Source organism: Marisediminitalea alba, from assembly GCF_002993365.1.
In the GTDB taxonomy this organism is placed as follows: domain Bacteria; phylum Pseudomonadota; class Gammaproteobacteria; order Enterobacterales; family Alteromonadaceae; genus Alteromonas; species Alteromonas alba.
On the sequence record NZ_PVNP01000021.1, the window covers coordinates 14,284 to 30,653 of the forward strand.

Sequence of the window (16,370 nt, forward strand, 5' to 3'; positions counted from 1 at the left end):
GCGAATGTTATAAGATGAAAATACCCACGCACACATCAGCCACGCAGTGGACCAGCGCTACCAGTAAGGAACGTAAAGTCCCTAAGCCTGCCAGTGAAGAACCTTCATCCGCCAAACGCCGCTCTACACAGCATAGTAGTTCAACTCAACACCGTATAACCCATTGGTTTTCATCCATCGGCATTGAGCAATCGGCGCTGGATTACTCCACTCAGCCGTCCAGGCAGATAGCTCAGTATCAAAGCCTGCGCGAACAGAAGCGACTGGCTAACCTGCAAAAAATTATGTCAGTAGCTTTATCCGTTTCCAGCGGCGAACAGTCTCAGGAGCAGGTCGACCCGGACTGGTTTCATTCGTTTATTTCCATGGCTGAAAATATTTATTCCCCTACCATGCAGGAATTGTGGGGCAAGATTCTGGCAGTGGAAGTGCAGCGACCAGGCAGCTTTTCACTACGGAGTCTGGAAACGCTGACAAAACTCACCCAACGGGATGCAGGTTTATTCAGCAAGGCTTGCCAGTTAGCCTGTCGGCGCAACAGTGACCCGGCACCAATTATCATTACCGGGTACCATCAACAACCCGGATTACTTAATGCCTTGTTTCCGGCCCCGGCCGCACAAACCCAACTGGCTCAGTTTGGCTTGTCTTACACTGATATTCTGGCACTGGGCAGCATGAAATTATTGTATGCCACAGAGATAGAAACCGGCCTGCTGGACAAGGGAGCATCCATGACCCTGAAGTTTTCAACCGAAAGTTTGACGTTAGAAGCGAAAAGTAGGCAATTGCTGATGACGTATTATAAGTTTACTTCGGTGGGCAGTGAGTTGGCACGCTTGTTACCAAAACAAAAGTCTGAGGCATTTACTGCACATATTAAATCGCTGTTTACCCCACATTTTGATGTGGAGTAAACAACCATTTTTTAGATACCGTCACCGAATTCGTGCAGGCCGCATTCACGCTTAAGCCCGAAGAAGCGGGTATCCTGCTCGCTCATCCCTTCCTGCAGTGACTGAGTGGTATGCCAGTCACCAATGGAAACATAACCCTGCTCCCACAGTGGGTGATAAGACAAGCCATTATCTTTAAGGTAATAATGCAGGTCTTTATTCGACCAGTCGATAATCGGATACAACTTAAACTGGTTGCCAGAGCGCTGCAGTACGGGCAAATGCTGACGTGTATCCGCCTGGCTACGACGCAATCCGGCAAACCAGGTTTGTGCCTCAAGCTCTTTTAACGCCCGTTGCATAGGCTCAACTTTGTTCATCTTGTTGTAACGCTCGATACCGTCGATGCCCTGCTCCCACAAGCGGCCGAAACGCGCCTCTTGCCAGGCGGGTGAGATATCGCTGCGATACACCTTTAAGTTGAGCTTGAGCTGCTCTGCCAGTTCGTCGACAAACCGGTACGTTTCCGGAAACAGATAACCGGTATCGGTTAACACAACCGGAATATCAGGCTTTGCCTGGGTAAGTAAATGCAGCATAACCGCAGACTGCGCGCCAAAGCTTGACGACACAATATGGTTACCCGGCAAATACTCCAGGGCCCACCGGATACGCGCTGACGCATCCAGTGTTTCCAGCAGCTGATTGATCGCCGCCAGTTCCTCATCAGTAGTATCGGAGGTAACCGGTCGACGAATCGATTGAAGATCGTGATCAGTCATAAAAATCCTGAGCGGAGTTGATCACCGGGGCAATCACGCCTGTGCGCACTACGAAATCGCCGAATGACTCATTCGCTTCACGCGAGCCGGCCCACTGGCCAAGAAGCTCATCGAGAATAGTCATGATTTCCTGCTCGGTGATGTTTTCTTTAAACATACGAGGAATACGGGTCCCTTCGCGGTTACCACCTAAGTGCAGGTTGTAACGGCCCGGCCCTTTACCCACCAAACCGACTTCAGCCAGCATGGCGCGACCACAACCATTCGGACAACCGGTTACCCGGAAGATCACGCTTTCGTCGCTTAAACCGTGCTTAGCCATTAGCTCGTCGAGCTGATCTACTGCACCGGGTAAGAAGCGCTCGGCTTCCGCCATTGCCAGCGGGCAGGTTGGTAACGCTACACAAGCCATGGAATCTAAACGCTGTGCCGATACGTCTGGCTGAATTAAACCATGCTCTCTGGCCAGCGCTTCAATAGCCTCTTTCTGATCGGCTGGTACGCCCGCCACAATCAAATTCTGGTTAGCCGTCATGCGAAAATCACCTTTATGGATTTTGGCAATTTCGCGGCAACCGGTTTTCAGGGTTTTCCCCGGGTAATCCAGAATCCGGCCGTTTTCGATAAACAGCGTTAAGTGGAATTTACCGTCGATGCCTTCTACCCAGCCAATGCGATCGCCACGGCTGGTGAATTCATAGGGCTTGCTTTCAGCAAAAGTAACACCGGCACGCATTTCGACTTCAGCGCGGAAGTTATCCACACCAACACGCTCAAGGGTATACTTGGTTTTCGCATTTTTACGATTCACCCGGTTACCCCAGTCACGCTGGGTGGTGACCACGGCTTCAGCAACCGCCAGCGTATGCTCTAACGGGATAAAGCCAAAGTCGTCGGCCTTACGCGGGAAGGTGGTTTTGTCGCCATGAGTCATGGCCAGGCCACCGCCCACTAATACGTTAAAGCCCACCAGCTTGCCGTTTTCAGCAATTGCCACAAAATTAAGGTCGTTAGCGTGAACGTCTACGTCGTTTTGCGGCGGAATAACCACGGTGGTTTTAAACTTACGGGGTAAGTAGGTATCACCCAGGATTGGCTCCTGATCGGTGGTTTCTACTTTCTCACCATTTAACCAAATCTCGGCATAGGCGCGAGTTTTAGGCAGTAAGTGCTCACTAATCTTAGTGGCCCAGTCGTAAGCTTGCTGATGTACTTCCGACTCAACCGGGTTAGAGGTACACAGCACATTACGGTTAACGTCACCGGCTGTTGCAATTGAGTCAATACCTACGGAATTAAGGGTTTGGTGCATCAGCTTAATATTCGGTTTTAACACGCCGTGAAACTGGAACGTCTGACGGGTTGTTAAACGAATACTGCCGTACATGGTGTACTCATCGGCAAACTTGTCGATGGCCAGCCATTGCTCAGGGTTACACACACCACCCGGTAAACGGGCACGCAGCATTACGTTATGCAATGGCTCTAATTTTTGCTTGGTACGCTCTGCGCGGATGTCACGGTCGTCCTGCTGATACATGCCGTGAAAGCGGATCAGCTGAAAGTTATCTGCGGTAAAGCCACCGGTTAACGGATCCTTGAGATCCTGCTCAATGGTGCCGCGCAGATGACGACTCTCTGCCTTAAGGCGTTCGTTGTCGGCCAGTTTGCCTTCAACAATAAAAGGAGACTTAGTATCGCTCATTAGTAGACATCCTTCTGATATCGTTTCGCTTTGCGCAGTGAAAGTAAGTAAGCCTTGGCTTCTTCATCACTCTTACCACCGTGGGTCCTGAAGATTTCAAGCAGCGCACTTTCAACATCTTTGGCCATTTGGTTAGCATCGCCACACACGTACAGGTGAGCGCCTTCTTCTAACCACTGGTAAACCTCCTTGCCTTCTTCAAGCAAGCGGTGCTGAACATAAATCTTGTCTTTCTGATCACGCGAGAAAGCAAGGCTGATTTTGCTCAGCAGGCCACTTTTCACGTAGCCTTGCCACTCAAGCTGATACAGGAAGTCCTGAGTAAAGTGAGGGTTACCAAAGAACAACCAGTTTTTACCTTCAGCGCCCTGGGCATCACGTTCCTGCATAAACGAGCGGAACGGTGCGATACCGGTACCCGGACCAATCATGATCACCGGCGTATCCGGATTTTCCGGCAGACGGAAGTTATCGTTTGGCTCAACAAATACTTCTACTTCACTGCCTTCTTCAAGACGCTCACACAGATAGCCTGATGCGCCGCCCTGATGACGATTACCAAAGGCATCGTAATCAACGTGGGCAATGGTTAAATGCACTTCGTCTTCTACTTCAGACTGGCTTGATGCAATCGAGTACAGACGCGGTGTTAACGGACGACAAGCTGCCACAAATTGCTCAGCTGTAACCGGATGCGGATGGTCACGAACAATATCGATAATCTGGCGATCGGCCAGATAGTCACGCAGTGCAGCTTTGTCTTCCAGCAACTTCGCTAATGCTTCACAGCCGGAGGCTTCCTGATAGGCTTTTACAAAACCCGGATAGCTCAGGGTAAGCTCCAGCTTATTGATCAGCGCTTCTTTAAACGACAGCGTGTGTTCGGCAACGGTGACTTCCTGATCGGCAGAGGCCTGGATCAGAGTAATAATCTCGTCGGCCAGTGTTGCATCGTTCTTAAACCAAACGCCCAGCGCGTCACCGGCCTGATAAGTAATACCAGAATCTTCCAGACTGATTTCGATGTGGCGGATATCTTTAACCGAATCACGCCCCGTAATTTTTTGCGAGGTTAACAAGGTTGCCTGATAAGGCGCTTTCTTGGTGTATACCTGCGCCGCGGTGCCGGCAGCTACTGCAGAACCAGTTTGCATGGCAACGGCGGCTGAACCTGCTGAAGTGAAATCGTCTTTTAACGTTTCGATCAGTTTGGCAACCCAGGCCTCGGCTTCAGCCTCATAATCCACATCGCAGTCTACGCGAGGCACAACCAGCTTACCGCCGAGCTTCGCCAGACGCTCGTCGAAGTCTTTACCGGTTTGGCAGAAGAATTCATAGCTTGAATCGCCTAGCGACAACACTGCGTATTTCAGCTTATCCACTTTAGGGGCTTTCTTAGTGCCAAGGAACTCATGTAACTCAATGGCATCATCAGGCGGCTCGCCTTCACCATGGGTACTGGCCACAATAGCCAGGTGAGTTTCATTTTTAATCTGGCGCGGTTTGTAATCGGCCATACTGATTAATTTGCTGGAGTAACCTGCCGCTTCAACCTTAGCTTGTAACGACTGGGCAATACCCTTGGCGTTACCGGTTTGAGAGCCGAATAAAATGGTTAATACCGGCGCTTTTCCGGCCGCCGCTGGCACGGCAGCAGCCTGCCCTTGCGGTAACGCTTGTCCGGACGCTGCCAGACCCGCCAGGTAACCACTTACCCAGGTTAATTGCTGTGCGTTCAGCCCAGAGATCGACTGGGTGATCGCATTCCATTGCGGTTCACTCAGAATTGCTCCCGGTGCACCGACTGAACTGTTTTGGTTGTTAGAATTTGCTGACATAACTCATTAGCCTTATTTGCATACTACTAGGCTAATGAGTTTTCTTGATAACTGGAAAGAATTAAAATTACTTTTTTATATCTTAAAATACTAGAAGTGAATTTCAAGACCGGCAAAGACGCCATCAAAGCCCAGATCGGCGTAGATATCGTCCAGATCTTCAATGTCTACAGTAATGTCGCGATAGCCAACCTGTAAGGTCATATCGATAGCTAAATTCTCGACAAAAGAATAAGTTAGCGCTGCCTGAATGTCACGAACCTCGTGATCATCAAAGCTCAGATAGCTACCTTCAGCGTAAACACCTAAACCAGTGAACGGCAGGCCGAACTCCACCCGGCTGTAAGCCATTGGGATAATACCTTTAAACGATGCTTCACCACTTTCGCCGCTATCAACATCTTCAACATAAAATGTGCCGTCGATGTATTTGCCGTTAACACCAATATCAAAGCTAACCAGATCGTTATCAAAGATCTCGTAATACAGAATAAGGTCGGCGCTATCGATGCTCGCGTCGGTTAATAACGAGGTGTTGGCTTCGTATACGGTGCCTTCAAATTCGAAGGCCGCATTCAGATTAGTTACACCGTCGGTATCCAGTTGCAGGTAGTTAACTTTTACATTAGGAACCAGCGGTACAAAGTGTTCAAATGCAACGTATACAGATGCATTGGTGCTGCTGTCAAAATCAAAATCAGCCGTGTTAGAGGTTTCTGAGAAACCGCCCGAAGTTGAAGTGTTCCATCCCTGAGCGCCAGCATAGAGCCCAAGCAGCGTATCTGCATGAGTGGCAGGGGCAAGACATAACGCCCCAAGAGCGGCGGCAATGACACGTTTTTTCATCGTTTATCCTTGATTGAGTAATTCAGACAACTCAATTATGGCTGCATTTGCACGAGAAATATAGTTCGCCATTACTAACGAGTGATTAGCTAACATACCAAAGCCACTGCCATTAAGAATCATCGGGCTCCAGATAGTCTGCTGAGTTGCTTCTAACTCTTTGATTATCTGTTGTAAACTCACTAACGCGTTCTTGTTTTCCAGGACACTGGCAAAGTCTACTTCAATGGCTTTCAGCAGGTGTAAAAGTGCCCAGGTAGACCCTCTGGCTTCATAAAATACATTATCCAGTTGCCACCAACTGGTACGGGTTTGAATAGAACTGGGACGCGGTGTACTGTTGGATGCAGACTTATCTCCGGCCAGGTCGGTATTTACCCGCTCCGCCTCAACACTGGCGCTGAGTCGTTGCGATAAACTGCCAAGCTTTTTCTCAACCTGTTTTAAATATTCACGAAGGTTATCGGCCCGGGTGTAAAACTGACTATCTCCAAGCGTAGGATCGGCCAGATCATCACGGTACTCACGCAGATAATCAATGGCTTCAGCGTACTGCGACTCAGCGGAAGGAAACAACCAGTTGCGGCTGTCGATGTTGAATTTTGGCTGCGCTTTTACCAGATGAGGGTTTTCAACAGATTGCGACTGTGAACGGCTAAAATCCTTGCGCATGGATAATGACATATCACGCACTATCTCCAACACTCCGAATTCCCAACTGGGCATGTTGTCGAGGAACACCGAAGGGGGCATTACGTCGTTTGATAAGTAGCCGCCGGGTTTATCCATGAGAGTATCGGCAACAGTGATTAATGTGGTAGTAACGGTATAGCCGGGGACGGGCTGCGCATTGGTGCTGCTCATTTGTGCCCTGGCATTAGCTTTAACGTCGAACGTATCGGGCTCGAAACTCCAGTAAAAACCAACCAGCCAAAGAAGCAGAAACAAAACACCTACGGTAATACTAATGGTTTTTACATTTAAATACTGTTTCATAGTTTTCCTTGTTTGCGATTGGCCTTGCAGGTGAACAACCTGCCATACATTCAAAGTATGGCTCATTATGCTAAGTTGTTCATCTCTGAAAGTAAATCCACGGTGATTGGTAAAGGCTGGCGAAGGGGGAATCAGGCTGTTGCGTTATTTGACTTCCCTACCAGCATTACAATGGCAACAATTAACAATACCGGCCAGAACACACCCAGTCCGGCAAACACCAGTCCGCCAAGTACCGCGATGGCAGCGATGCCCAGGGCTGCAGCAATGCTCATGGCGACCACAAAGCCAATAACCACCAACAGTACACCAACTCCGGCCATAATTATCCATTCCAGCGTACCACTTACCAGTTCGTCCCCCATGACCAGGTGTAAATCGAACCAGTCAGATGCTACACCGCCCAAAACCTTGGTCAGCACGATGGCAATCAGGATGGCAAGAATAAAGTTTTTCATTATGCTCTTCCTGGTAACAGGATCACCGCCGCAACATAAGCAGGCAGAGTAATCATTGGCATGAACACTAAACCTAAAGCGGCACCGGCGCGAACCCAAACCGGATCGATGTCAGCATGGCGGGCTACACCAGCACACACACCTGAAATAACAGCCCGACCTAAATCTCTTGATACACGTTTTTTTTCATAAATAGTTTTCATAACCTTACTCCTGCTTGAATGACCTGGTTGGTTGCGAGGCCCGCACAGTGCGGACCATCATGCGTTTACGCGACTTTTTTCGCTTTTAACGCGGCCAGTTCCTGCTCGATTGATTCGTCTTTTTCCAGGGCGTCGAACTCAGCCTGTAATGAGCTTTTTGCAGCGCTGTCGGTTAAATCGTAGGCTTCAACCCGTGCTTCCAGTTCATCAACCCGTTGTTCATAGTGATCGAAACGGCCCATCACGCTATCTAACTTGTCGCTGTGTGTTGCCTGTTTGGCCTGCATTCTTACTGAGGCAGACTGACGACGTACTGCCAGCGCTTTTTGCTTGGCTTTGGCTTCGTTTAACTTCTCGTTTAAACGGCCGGTATCGTCCTGCACTTTCAACAGTGCTTCATCGATTACCTGTAACTGCTCCTGCAGTTCGGCTTGCTTCGCTTCCAGCTCTTTCTTTTCTTTCAGCGCTGCACGAGCCAAATCATCTTTACCTTTACTGACTGCCAGCTCTGCATTTTCCTGCCAGTGAGCGGCGCGTTTTTCCAGGTTGTCAATCTGGCGGTTAAGGTGCTTTTGCTCAGCAATATGCTGCGCAGCCAGCGTACGGATTTCCACCAGGGTTTCCTGCATCTCCTGAATAATCAGGCGGATCATTTTTTCAGGATCCTCTGCCTTATCCAGCAGCGCGTTAATGTTAGACTGAATGATGTCGTTGATACGTGTGAACATTCCCATAATTAAATCTCCGATTGGCGAAACGTTGTTTAAAAAGTTACTTAACACTTGCTTAGATATAACAATTCGCATGCCAACTTATAAGCCATTGATTATAAGGAAATAAAATAAAGACACGTGTTTCTCATAGTGAATATTGAATTATCAGAACCACATATTGGCATAATTGACTAACGGCTTAGCCTAATTGACCAAAAGCCTAATCCAACGCCATATAAGGCGTTTAAATCATCAATTAACCGCACCAGTCGGCGTATAGGAGAGCTTCAGAGCAGCGATGTGAAGGATTCATTATGGTAAGACGTGCAGAAGGACACAGAGACTGGAGGATTAGCAAAGATTAGCAGAGGAAAAAAGCAGTGCAAAAAAAAACAGGTAACGTTTTTACGGTTACCTGTGCCTTCGAATTTGTCTTAGTAAGACATGGGGTCTTATGTTTCTGACCCTTTGTACGTAGCTTTGTATCGCGGATGTCACCAGAGCGCAGAGGCCTATGCTGACTATCGGTAGAAGGACTACGTAACTGGCGAGTAGTGCATGGCTGAACATCATAGCCAGTGCCGCCTGTTACTCGCTATCAGCCTGTTTGTTGTTTTGCTCAGTATTGGCAGCCAGTTCCTGTACAGAGACTTTACCTACCGGCGCATCAGACAGTGATACATGATAGGTGGCATTAGCAATATTTTGCTGAACTTCACGGCTAATTTCGGCCTGAGTTACTGATACTGCGCTGGAGATCAGGCTACTCATTAAACGCTCTACTGCTGATTCCTGGGCATTTGCCTGAGCACTTACAGACAGACCTAAAGCAACGACTGAAGTAATGATGATTGATTTGATTTTCATGGTGTTTCCTCTATTTAGTTAAACAAGTGATTTGTTACACACTAGATAGCGAAACCTGTGCCATTCTTTCAAAAAATTTTAAGCAATTGAAATATATTGATTTTTAATTTTAGTGTTGGCATGCCAATTATCGTACAAAAAAGAAGCGTACCAACTATTGGTTAATTTAACCAAATAAGGTTGTGAAATTAACCAACCTCTTTAGTTTGATACTCAATAGCTTTCGATGCGGTTTCCTGCATTGCCGCTAAACCATTCATCAACAAATTCGGATCCGGATTCTTGCCAGTGCCTTTCTGACTCAGGTAGCGTCGCCACACTCTGCCACCCGGTTGCCCCTGAAACAGGCCGAGCATATGTCGGGCGGCATGCCAGGGTTTAAAATACGGTGCATCCTGGCGCTCAATATAAGCCTGCATTAAGCGGACAATCTCTGCGCGGTCCAGCGGCTGCGCAGTATTGCCGTAAAAGCGCTTATCAACCTCTGCCAGAATGTAGGGATTTGAATAAACCTCACGGCCAATCATTACGCCATCGACCTGATTAAGGTGCCCTTCGGCCTGCTCCAGGCTGGTAATACCGCCGTTGATTGAAATGTTCAGTTCGGGATGTTGCGATTTTAATTGGTACACCCGCTCATAGTTGAGTGGCGGAATATCGCGATTTTCTTTCGGACTGAGTCCCTGCAGCCAGGCTTTACGGGCATGTACAATAAACGTATCGCACCCGGCGCCGGCCACCACATCAATAAACCGGCTGAAGTCTTCGTACTCGTCCATATCATCAATGCCAATCCGGCATTTAACAGTAACCGGAATATCCACTTCGGCCTGCATGGCTTTTACGCAATCTGCCACCACCTGGGGCTGGGCCATCAGACAAGCCCCGAAGCTGCCGTTTTTTACCCGATCGGAAGGGCAACCAACGTTGATATTCACTTCATCATAGCCGTATTCCTGTGACTTAACCGCGCACTGTGTCATATGCTCCGGATCGCAGCCGCCAAGTTGTACCGCCACAGGATGCTCCTCTTCGTTAAAGCCAAGATAGTCGCCCTTGCCATAAATAATTGCGCCGCTGGTGACCATCTCGGTATACAGCAGAGTGTGGCGGGATATCAACCGCAAGAAGTACCGGCAATGCCTGTCTGTCCAGTCCAGCATAGGAGCGACAGAGACTCGCCTGTCCAAAGTGGGTTTCGCAAGTTTTCTATTTAAATCTTTTACATCAGCCACTTACGGCGTTCCTCAGGTAAACTAAACATTCAAGAGTTGAGCATTTTCACACTGTTTTGTCCCCTTTCAAGGGAACTCGGTGCCCAAATAGGGGAATACTTTTGGGCAGCGTTACACTTAAAGTGAGTGAAAATAAGATGGCTAATATTAGCATAAGTAAAGGGACGAGAAAAAACGGCGTGTTACATCGCCAGGGTCAGACAGAAACGCGCCGACTTTTCTTAATGTTCACTTTTAAACAATGTTCAAAATAAATGAACAAATAAAATTAATGAACAACATATTGCCACACTGTTCACTTTAGTGCATTGTTCAGTGGTAATGAACAATATCAATAAGTGAACATATGGACACTCTATTAGCTGAAGCAGCCGAACTGTTAGCCGCAACAACAAACTTAAACGTCACCTACACTTATGACCAAGAAAAGATTGATAGGGGAATCGACGGGCATCTAGCTATTACCAACCGACAACAAAAGTTTACCTGGGGCGTTGAATTAAACAAAAGACTCACACGTCAGATGCTGGCAAAGCTCACAAAAGGTAAAACGGTGCTTCATGATGAAAAAGCGCTCATCATTGCCCCCTACATTAATGAAAATATTGCCGAACTTTGTCGGGAAATGCAGGTAGATTACTTAGATCTCGCGGGAAACGCTCACCTCAATCATCCACCGATTTATATAGACATTCGGGGCCGTAAACCACCGCCAGAGCATCAGATACAACTAACTCGCCAGCTAACAGGTAAGGCTTTCCAGCCTAAAGGGATGAAACTGGTGATGATGCTGTTATTGAAGCCTGAGCTAGTTAATCAGCCAATGCGGGTACTTGCGGAACAAGCTGAAATTGCTTTGGGCACTGTAAAACAAGTTTTAGATGATCTTAAGCAACTTACCTTTATTATCGACAAAGGGAAAAAGGGGGGCGTGCTCAATGAACAAGACCTACTCCTCACACGATGGCTGGATGCTTACCCTCACAACATGGAAGCAAAGCTGAAACAGGCTCTCTATGTCGCTCAAGATTTAACTGAAATCCGCAATACCCCGCTTGAACCATACGGTGCACTTTGGGGCGGTGAGGTTGCTGCCGACGCTTATACCCATTACCTCAAACCGAAAACCTATCAAATCTACGCAGATGCCGAGGCGCATAAAACACTGTTAAAAAAATTCAGACTGCGCCGACTACATGCCAATGAAACAGAGGTTACCCCAATCAGGGTTGTAGAGCCGCCTGTCGCAATTGAGAAGATTAAAGGTAAATTACCAGGCTATGCCACGCCTTTACTGGTCTATGCAGAATTGCTCAATAGCGACGACCCTCGTAATCTGGAAACCGCCAAAAGGATCTACAATGACTATCTCGCTTAATGTCAGCAACAAACTACCAGAAGGACTGGTTGAGGTTTATGGCCGAATTCAGCGGGTTGCCATAGCCTTAGACATACCACTACTAATCGTAGGTGCGACGGCAAGGGATATAATTTTAGTTCATGGTTATAGCGCTGCGATTGAACGCGGCACGCGGGATGTGGATTTCGGCCTGAAAGTGCCGAGTTGGGAACATTACCAAAAAATGCGAGATACCCTGATCCAATCTGGGTTTACAGCACACCCAATGAAAATACATCAACTCAATACTACTGACAGTGACGGCCACCCCTGGGAAATCGACCTTATTCCATTTGGGGGCGTCAGTGACGCCGAGGGCCAGATCACCTGGCCGCCAGAACATGCTTTTCAAATGAGTGTGTTAGGCTTTGATGAAGTATACAAACATGCCTGGGACGTGCTCCTTACCAGAGAACCTACGCTTAGCGTGAAAGTAGCCTCTCCGGCTGGCATCCTGTTACTCAAACTCATCGCCTGGACAGAACGAGGTCGCGAGTACCAGGGAAAGGACGCTATCGATATTTATTACGTCATAAAACACTACGGTAAAATTCCCGACGTATTTGAAGCCCTTTATGAGCGCGAGTACATGGATTTACAGAATTATGACGATATGAAAGCCAGTGCAATGATGCTCGCTGATGAGGTCGCTGCTATAGCACTCGACGATACCTTAAACTATATCAGGCAGACTCTGCTCAACAATGAACGAGTATTGGAACGCCTCAAGACTGATATCACTAAGTTCACCCGTGCAGGCTTCGAGGAAGCTGAGACGCTGATTGAAATAATCAAAGAACAATTAAATGAAGAAAAAAACTAACGTGGGTTTCTGGTTTTTTCCGTCTATTTCAGTAGACTGAGAAACACAATGGGAATACAACAATTGTCACTTTTTGTTGAAATCACCTTATAAATCAACGCTATTGTATGTTAGTCCTGGCTATCGAGCATTGGAGCCACTGAAATTTTACGATCTAAGGGACCGATAGACACAACCATTACCTCTGCGATTTATATTGAAAACTAACTTCTGACATAACCATCAAGCAGATCCATGGCGATGGGGCCGCATAGTTTACTTGCCCCGGCGCAGGAAAACAAAGGGCTGATGGGGTTCAGTAATAGTAAAACCGCTTTTACATTGGCGTGGAGTAAGGTGTACTGCAGGAACGCTGAAGGGTAATAGAGAGCGCAGCCAGATTGAACTGATACCAAAAGCTCTGAAATAGAGGGGCTTTGCCTTCCCCTCATTGCTTCCTTAGCATTGCGCAACAGAATTATGCGGCCGAGGCCTGGCAATAACGGCGGATAAACTCCTCGTGAGTAGGCATAGACCCGGCCGTTTTCGCTACAGACATGCGCAGCATTTGCATGTTTTTAAGTAACGCCTGTGCAGGCACCCGATCCACCAGCACATCGTAGTTTTGCGGGTATATCCCCTGCCCCAGCATCACGGCCAGCCAGCTATGCGGCGTAAACAGATCTTCGGGGGACGGGATCACCCGGCCACTGCTGCGGAATATTTCAAGCTTGGCCGCCAGCGAGTCCGGAATAGCCATATGCTTTACGTAGCGCCAGAATTCAGTATCCTCGCGCTCGGTAGCATTATAGTGAAGTACGATAAAGTCGCGCAGGCGCTCATAGTCGGCGGTCATTAACGCATTGTACTGCGCTATCTCTGAACGGTTACAGCCGCGCCCCGGCCACAAATTCACTAATCGCTGGATCCCCATTTGAGTAAGGTGAATACTGGTGGATTCCAACGGTTCGATAAATCCGCCGGCCAGGCCGATAGCCACGCAATTCTTGTCCCAGAATGCTTTGCGATGCCCGGTACGAAACTTAAGTGGAAGCGGTTGAGTAACCGGTTCTCCCTCAACACCGGCAAGTAACTTTTGCAGTGCCTCGTCGTGCTCCATAAAGTCACTGCTATACACATGGCCATTCCCTAACCGGGTTTGCAGTGGTATGCGCCAGCGCCAACCCGCATCGTCGGCAGTGGAACGGGTAAACGGGTCAGGCGCACCGGCTAATTTGGTTTGCACAGCAATAGCCCGGTCGCAGGGTAAATAGTGATGCCAGTCGACAAATTCGCTTTGCATCGCACCATCAATCAACAGTGCCTTGAAGCCGCTGCAATCAACAAACAGGTCACCTTGCAGCACCTGCCCGCTGTTTAGCGTTACTGATTGTAGCAGGCCCGTATTGTGATCCCGTTCAACACTGTTAACAATGCCTTCAATGCGTTCTACATGGCGTTGCTCGGCATAGCGCCGGAGCATCTGACCATAGCGGGCAGAATCAAAATGATAGGCGTAACGCATGGTCGATAAGATGGTATCAGCGCCCCCCTGAGGCGGCGCATAACGCCCTTGCTTAGCCGCTACGCTACACAAATTATAGTCGCTGATAATGCCAGGGGCATCGGCAGGGATTTCGCCTTTTTCAGCCATTGCATTTAAGCGCAGCCACAGTTGGTGAAAGGAGAACTCCGGCGTATCGCGGCCGTAAAAGCCAAAGGGATGAAAATAGCTCTCGCCTTTTTGATACCAGTCGACAAAGTCGATGCCCAGTTTGTAAGTACCCTGGCACTCGCGGAGTAAATCGTGCTCTTTAATGCCGAGAAAATCATTAAACTCCATCAACGTTGGAATGGTGGCTTCACCCACGCCTATCACGCCGATATCCTCAGATTCCACCAGGGTAATGCGGGTTTCCGGCGGCGCAATGCGAGCAATGGCGGCTGCACACATCCAGCCTGAGGAGCCTCCTCCCACTATCACCACGCGTTTTACTTCAGGTGTATTAACGGGGTTAGCTGAGTGGCTCATCGACGGGCCCTCCGCGGCTGTGGTTTAAAGCCATTCTGGCATACCTCACTCACCAAATCGCGATGGGTAGGCACTGCCCGTTTGGCATTCTCACTTTGCTGGCGAATGCTGGCAAACTCGTTACGTGCATCATCAAAGAAACGCAACGCGCCTTCACGGGCCGAAATATCGGTTTTAAAGCCCATGCCATAAAGAATATATTGCCAGCTGTTTTCATCAAAAATATCGTGGCTGGCGTCAATGTCTAAAAACGAAGGCGGCCGGTGACGCCACTGTTCCAGCTTCCCCTTAAGGTACTCAGAAGCTGTGGCCGGATCCTGGTTGTCACGCCAGAATGCCGTATCGTCGCGGTCAGTAAGATAGTAGTGGAGCTTAATGAAGTCTTTTACGTGTTCGAAGCGTTTACTCATGGCGTTGTTAAACTGGGTAGCAGAACGCTCATAATCACCGGACCACGGAAACAGATTACACAGCATCAATGCGGCCACTTCCGCAAAGCTTATCCCCGTAGCTTCGAGCGGCTCAATAAAGCCCACCGACAAGCCTATCCCTACACAGTTTTTATGCCACTGGGTTTTACGATAACCCGGCTCAAATTTCAGTAAGCGGTGTTGCAGGTTATCGGCCGCTGGCCCGATATGCGCTTTGAGGGTAGCCACTGCGGTTTCTTCATCGCAGTACTTTGAGGAATACACATATCCCAGTCCACGCCGTTCATGCAAACCAATATCCCAAATCCAGCCGTAATCTTTGGCTGTAGTATAAGTACAGGATGGAATGGGGCCGCCGGCTTGTTCATAAGGCACCTGCAAAGCTACCGCCCGGTCGCAGAACAACTCATTTTTATAGGAAGTAAATTCCGACCCCAGGGTTTCACCAATGAGTCTGGCTCTGAAGCCGGTGCAGTCAATAAACAGATCGGCAGTGAGTTCGCCATGCTCTCTGGCGGTAACCGATGCAATGGCACCGCCTTCATCGAGCTTCACATCGTCAATGGTATCGATTAGTCGTTTAACCCCCATCTCCATCGCCCGACGGCGTACTAACGCTGCCAGCTTGGTCGCATCAAAATGGTAAGCGTAATTAAGGGGCGCCTCATAATTGGGATGCGATATTAACTTGGGTGCCAGCTTAGCCTCCACCGCCCGTTCCTGTACTGTGCAGCATTCAGACCAGGGCACATCCCCGGCGACACCTAACAACCAGTAGGGCAACAAATCCATATCAGTATGCTGAGATGCTACCTGAAAAGGGTGAAAGTAGCTGTCATTCGGGTCGTCAGCGGGATTTTTCTTCCAGTTATTAAAACGGATGCCCTGTTTGAAGGTAGCATCCGCGTGTTTAATCAGATCACTTTCATCCAGGCCTATACGGCCCATGGTTTTACGGATGATAGGAAAGGTACCCTCGCCTACGCCGAGGATACCGATTTCTTCAGATTCGACCAGAGTGATTGATACGCCGCCGGGGGTGTCTGCTGCCAGCATCCGCGCCATGTAAGCCGCGGTTATCCAGCCTGCGGTACCGCCGCCAACGATCAATACACTCTTTCTCATCTTACATTTACCTTTTATTTACAACTTAGTTTGAACCATCTC

The 16,370-nt window shown here is 48.6% G+C and carries 15 protein-coding genes; 3 read left to right on the plus strand and 12 right to left on the minus strand.

The annotated features are described in order from the left end of the window. The first annotated feature begins 14 nt into the window (after window positions 1-14). On the plus strand, window positions 15-917 hold the full coding sequence (locus tag C6Y40_RS03190) for a TIGR03899 family protein (protein WP_105933314.1): 903 nt from the start codon (window positions 15-17) through the stop codon (window positions 915-917). A gap of 11 nt (window positions 918-928) precedes the next feature. Here C6Y40_RS03190 and C6Y40_RS03195 read toward each other — a convergent pair whose 3' ends face one another. The 10 genes from C6Y40_RS03195 to dusA form a co-directional block, all read right to left on the minus strand. Next, window positions 929-1,678, minus strand: coding sequence for a phosphoadenylyl-sulfate reductase (locus C6Y40_RS03195; RefSeq protein ID WP_105933315.1), 750 nt, complete (start codon window positions 1,676-1,678; stop codon window positions 929-931). After that, a complete protein-coding gene (gene cysI / locus C6Y40_RS03200; RefSeq protein ID WP_105933316.1) occupies window positions 1,671-3,383 on the minus strand; it encodes an assimilatory sulfite reductase (NADPH) hemoprotein subunit in 1,713 nt (570 codons plus the stop codon). The genes C6Y40_RS03195 and cysI overlap by 8 nt, the downstream gene beginning before the upstream one ends. Beyond that, a complete protein-coding gene (locus C6Y40_RS03205; protein ID WP_105933317.1) occupies window positions 3,383-5,221 on the minus strand; it encodes an assimilatory sulfite reductase (NADPH) flavoprotein subunit in 1,839 nt (612 codons plus the stop codon). Before C6Y40_RS03205 ends, cysI begins: the two co-directional genes overlap by 1 nt. A 90-nt stretch (window positions 5,222-5,311) precedes the next feature. Beyond that, window positions 5,312-6,067 (minus strand): TIGR04219 family outer membrane beta-barrel protein, encoded by a 756-nt coding sequence (locus C6Y40_RS03210; protein ID WP_105933318.1) that lies wholly within the window; start codon window positions 6,065-6,067, stop codon window positions 5,312-5,314. Window positions 6,068-6,070: 3 nt separating this feature from the next. Beyond that, window positions 6,071-7,063: a DUF2333 family protein gene (locus C6Y40_RS03215; protein ID WP_105933319.1), complete on the minus strand. Its 993-nt coding sequence runs from the start codon at window positions 7,061-7,063 to the stop codon at window positions 6,071-6,073. A gap of 131 nt (window positions 7,064-7,194) precedes the next feature. Continuing rightward, on the minus strand, window positions 7,195-7,521 hold the full coding sequence (locus C6Y40_RS03220) for a hypothetical protein (RefSeq protein WP_105933320.1): 327 nt from the start codon (window positions 7,519-7,521) through the stop codon (window positions 7,195-7,197). Then, window positions 7,521-7,724: a PspC domain-containing protein gene (locus C6Y40_RS03225; protein ID WP_105933321.1), complete on the minus strand. Its 204-nt coding sequence runs from the start codon at window positions 7,722-7,724 to the stop codon at window positions 7,521-7,523. Before C6Y40_RS03225 ends, C6Y40_RS03220 begins: the two co-directional genes overlap by 1 nt. Before the next feature lie 65 nt (window positions 7,725-7,789). Beyond that, the gene (pspA, locus tag C6Y40_RS03230; protein WP_105933322.1) at window positions 7,790-8,458 is read right to left on the minus strand and encodes a phage shock protein PspA; all 669 of its coding nucleotides are present in this window, start codon (window positions 8,456-8,458) and stop codon (window positions 7,790-7,792) included. A gap of 567 nt (window positions 8,459-9,025) precedes the next feature. Beyond that, entirely contained in the window at window positions 9,026-9,304 is a 279-nt protein-coding gene (locus C6Y40_RS03235; RefSeq protein ID WP_105933323.1) for a hypothetical protein, read from the minus strand. Between the two features lie 188 nt (window positions 9,305-9,492). Next, window positions 9,493-10,539: a tRNA dihydrouridine(20/20a) synthase DusA gene (gene dusA / locus C6Y40_RS03240; protein WP_105933324.1), complete on the minus strand. Its 1,047-nt coding sequence runs from the start codon at window positions 10,537-10,539 to the stop codon at window positions 9,493-9,495. A 346-nt stretch (window positions 10,540-10,885) separates the two neighbouring features. Between dusA and C6Y40_RS03245 the strand changes: the two genes are divergently transcribed. Continuing rightward, window positions 10,886-11,917: a type IV toxin-antitoxin system AbiEi family antitoxin gene (locus tag C6Y40_RS03245; protein WP_105933325.1), complete on the plus strand. Its 1,032-nt coding sequence runs from the start codon at window positions 10,886-10,888 to the stop codon at window positions 11,915-11,917. Continuing rightward, a complete protein-coding gene (locus tag C6Y40_RS03250; RefSeq protein ID WP_170308396.1) occupies window positions 11,901-12,761 on the plus strand; it encodes a nucleotidyl transferase AbiEii/AbiGii toxin family protein in 861 nt (286 codons plus the stop codon). Before C6Y40_RS03245 ends, C6Y40_RS03250 begins: the two co-directional genes overlap by 17 nt. A 457-nt stretch (window positions 12,762-13,218) precedes the next feature. On the opposite strand, the gene C6Y40_RS03255 is transcribed toward C6Y40_RS03250, so the two are convergent. Both C6Y40_RS03255 and C6Y40_RS03260 read right to left on the minus strand, forming a co-directional pair. Continuing rightward, window positions 13,219-14,772 (minus strand): tryptophan halogenase family protein, encoded by a 1,554-nt coding sequence (locus C6Y40_RS03255; RefSeq protein ID WP_105933327.1) that lies wholly within the window; start codon window positions 14,770-14,772, stop codon window positions 13,219-13,221. Then, window positions 14,769-16,328, minus strand: coding sequence for a tryptophan halogenase family protein (locus tag C6Y40_RS03260; protein ID WP_105933328.1), 1,560 nt, complete (start codon window positions 16,326-16,328; stop codon window positions 14,769-14,771). The genes C6Y40_RS03255 and C6Y40_RS03260 overlap by 4 nt, the downstream gene beginning before the upstream one ends. Window positions 16,329-16,370: the final 42 nt, after the last annotated feature.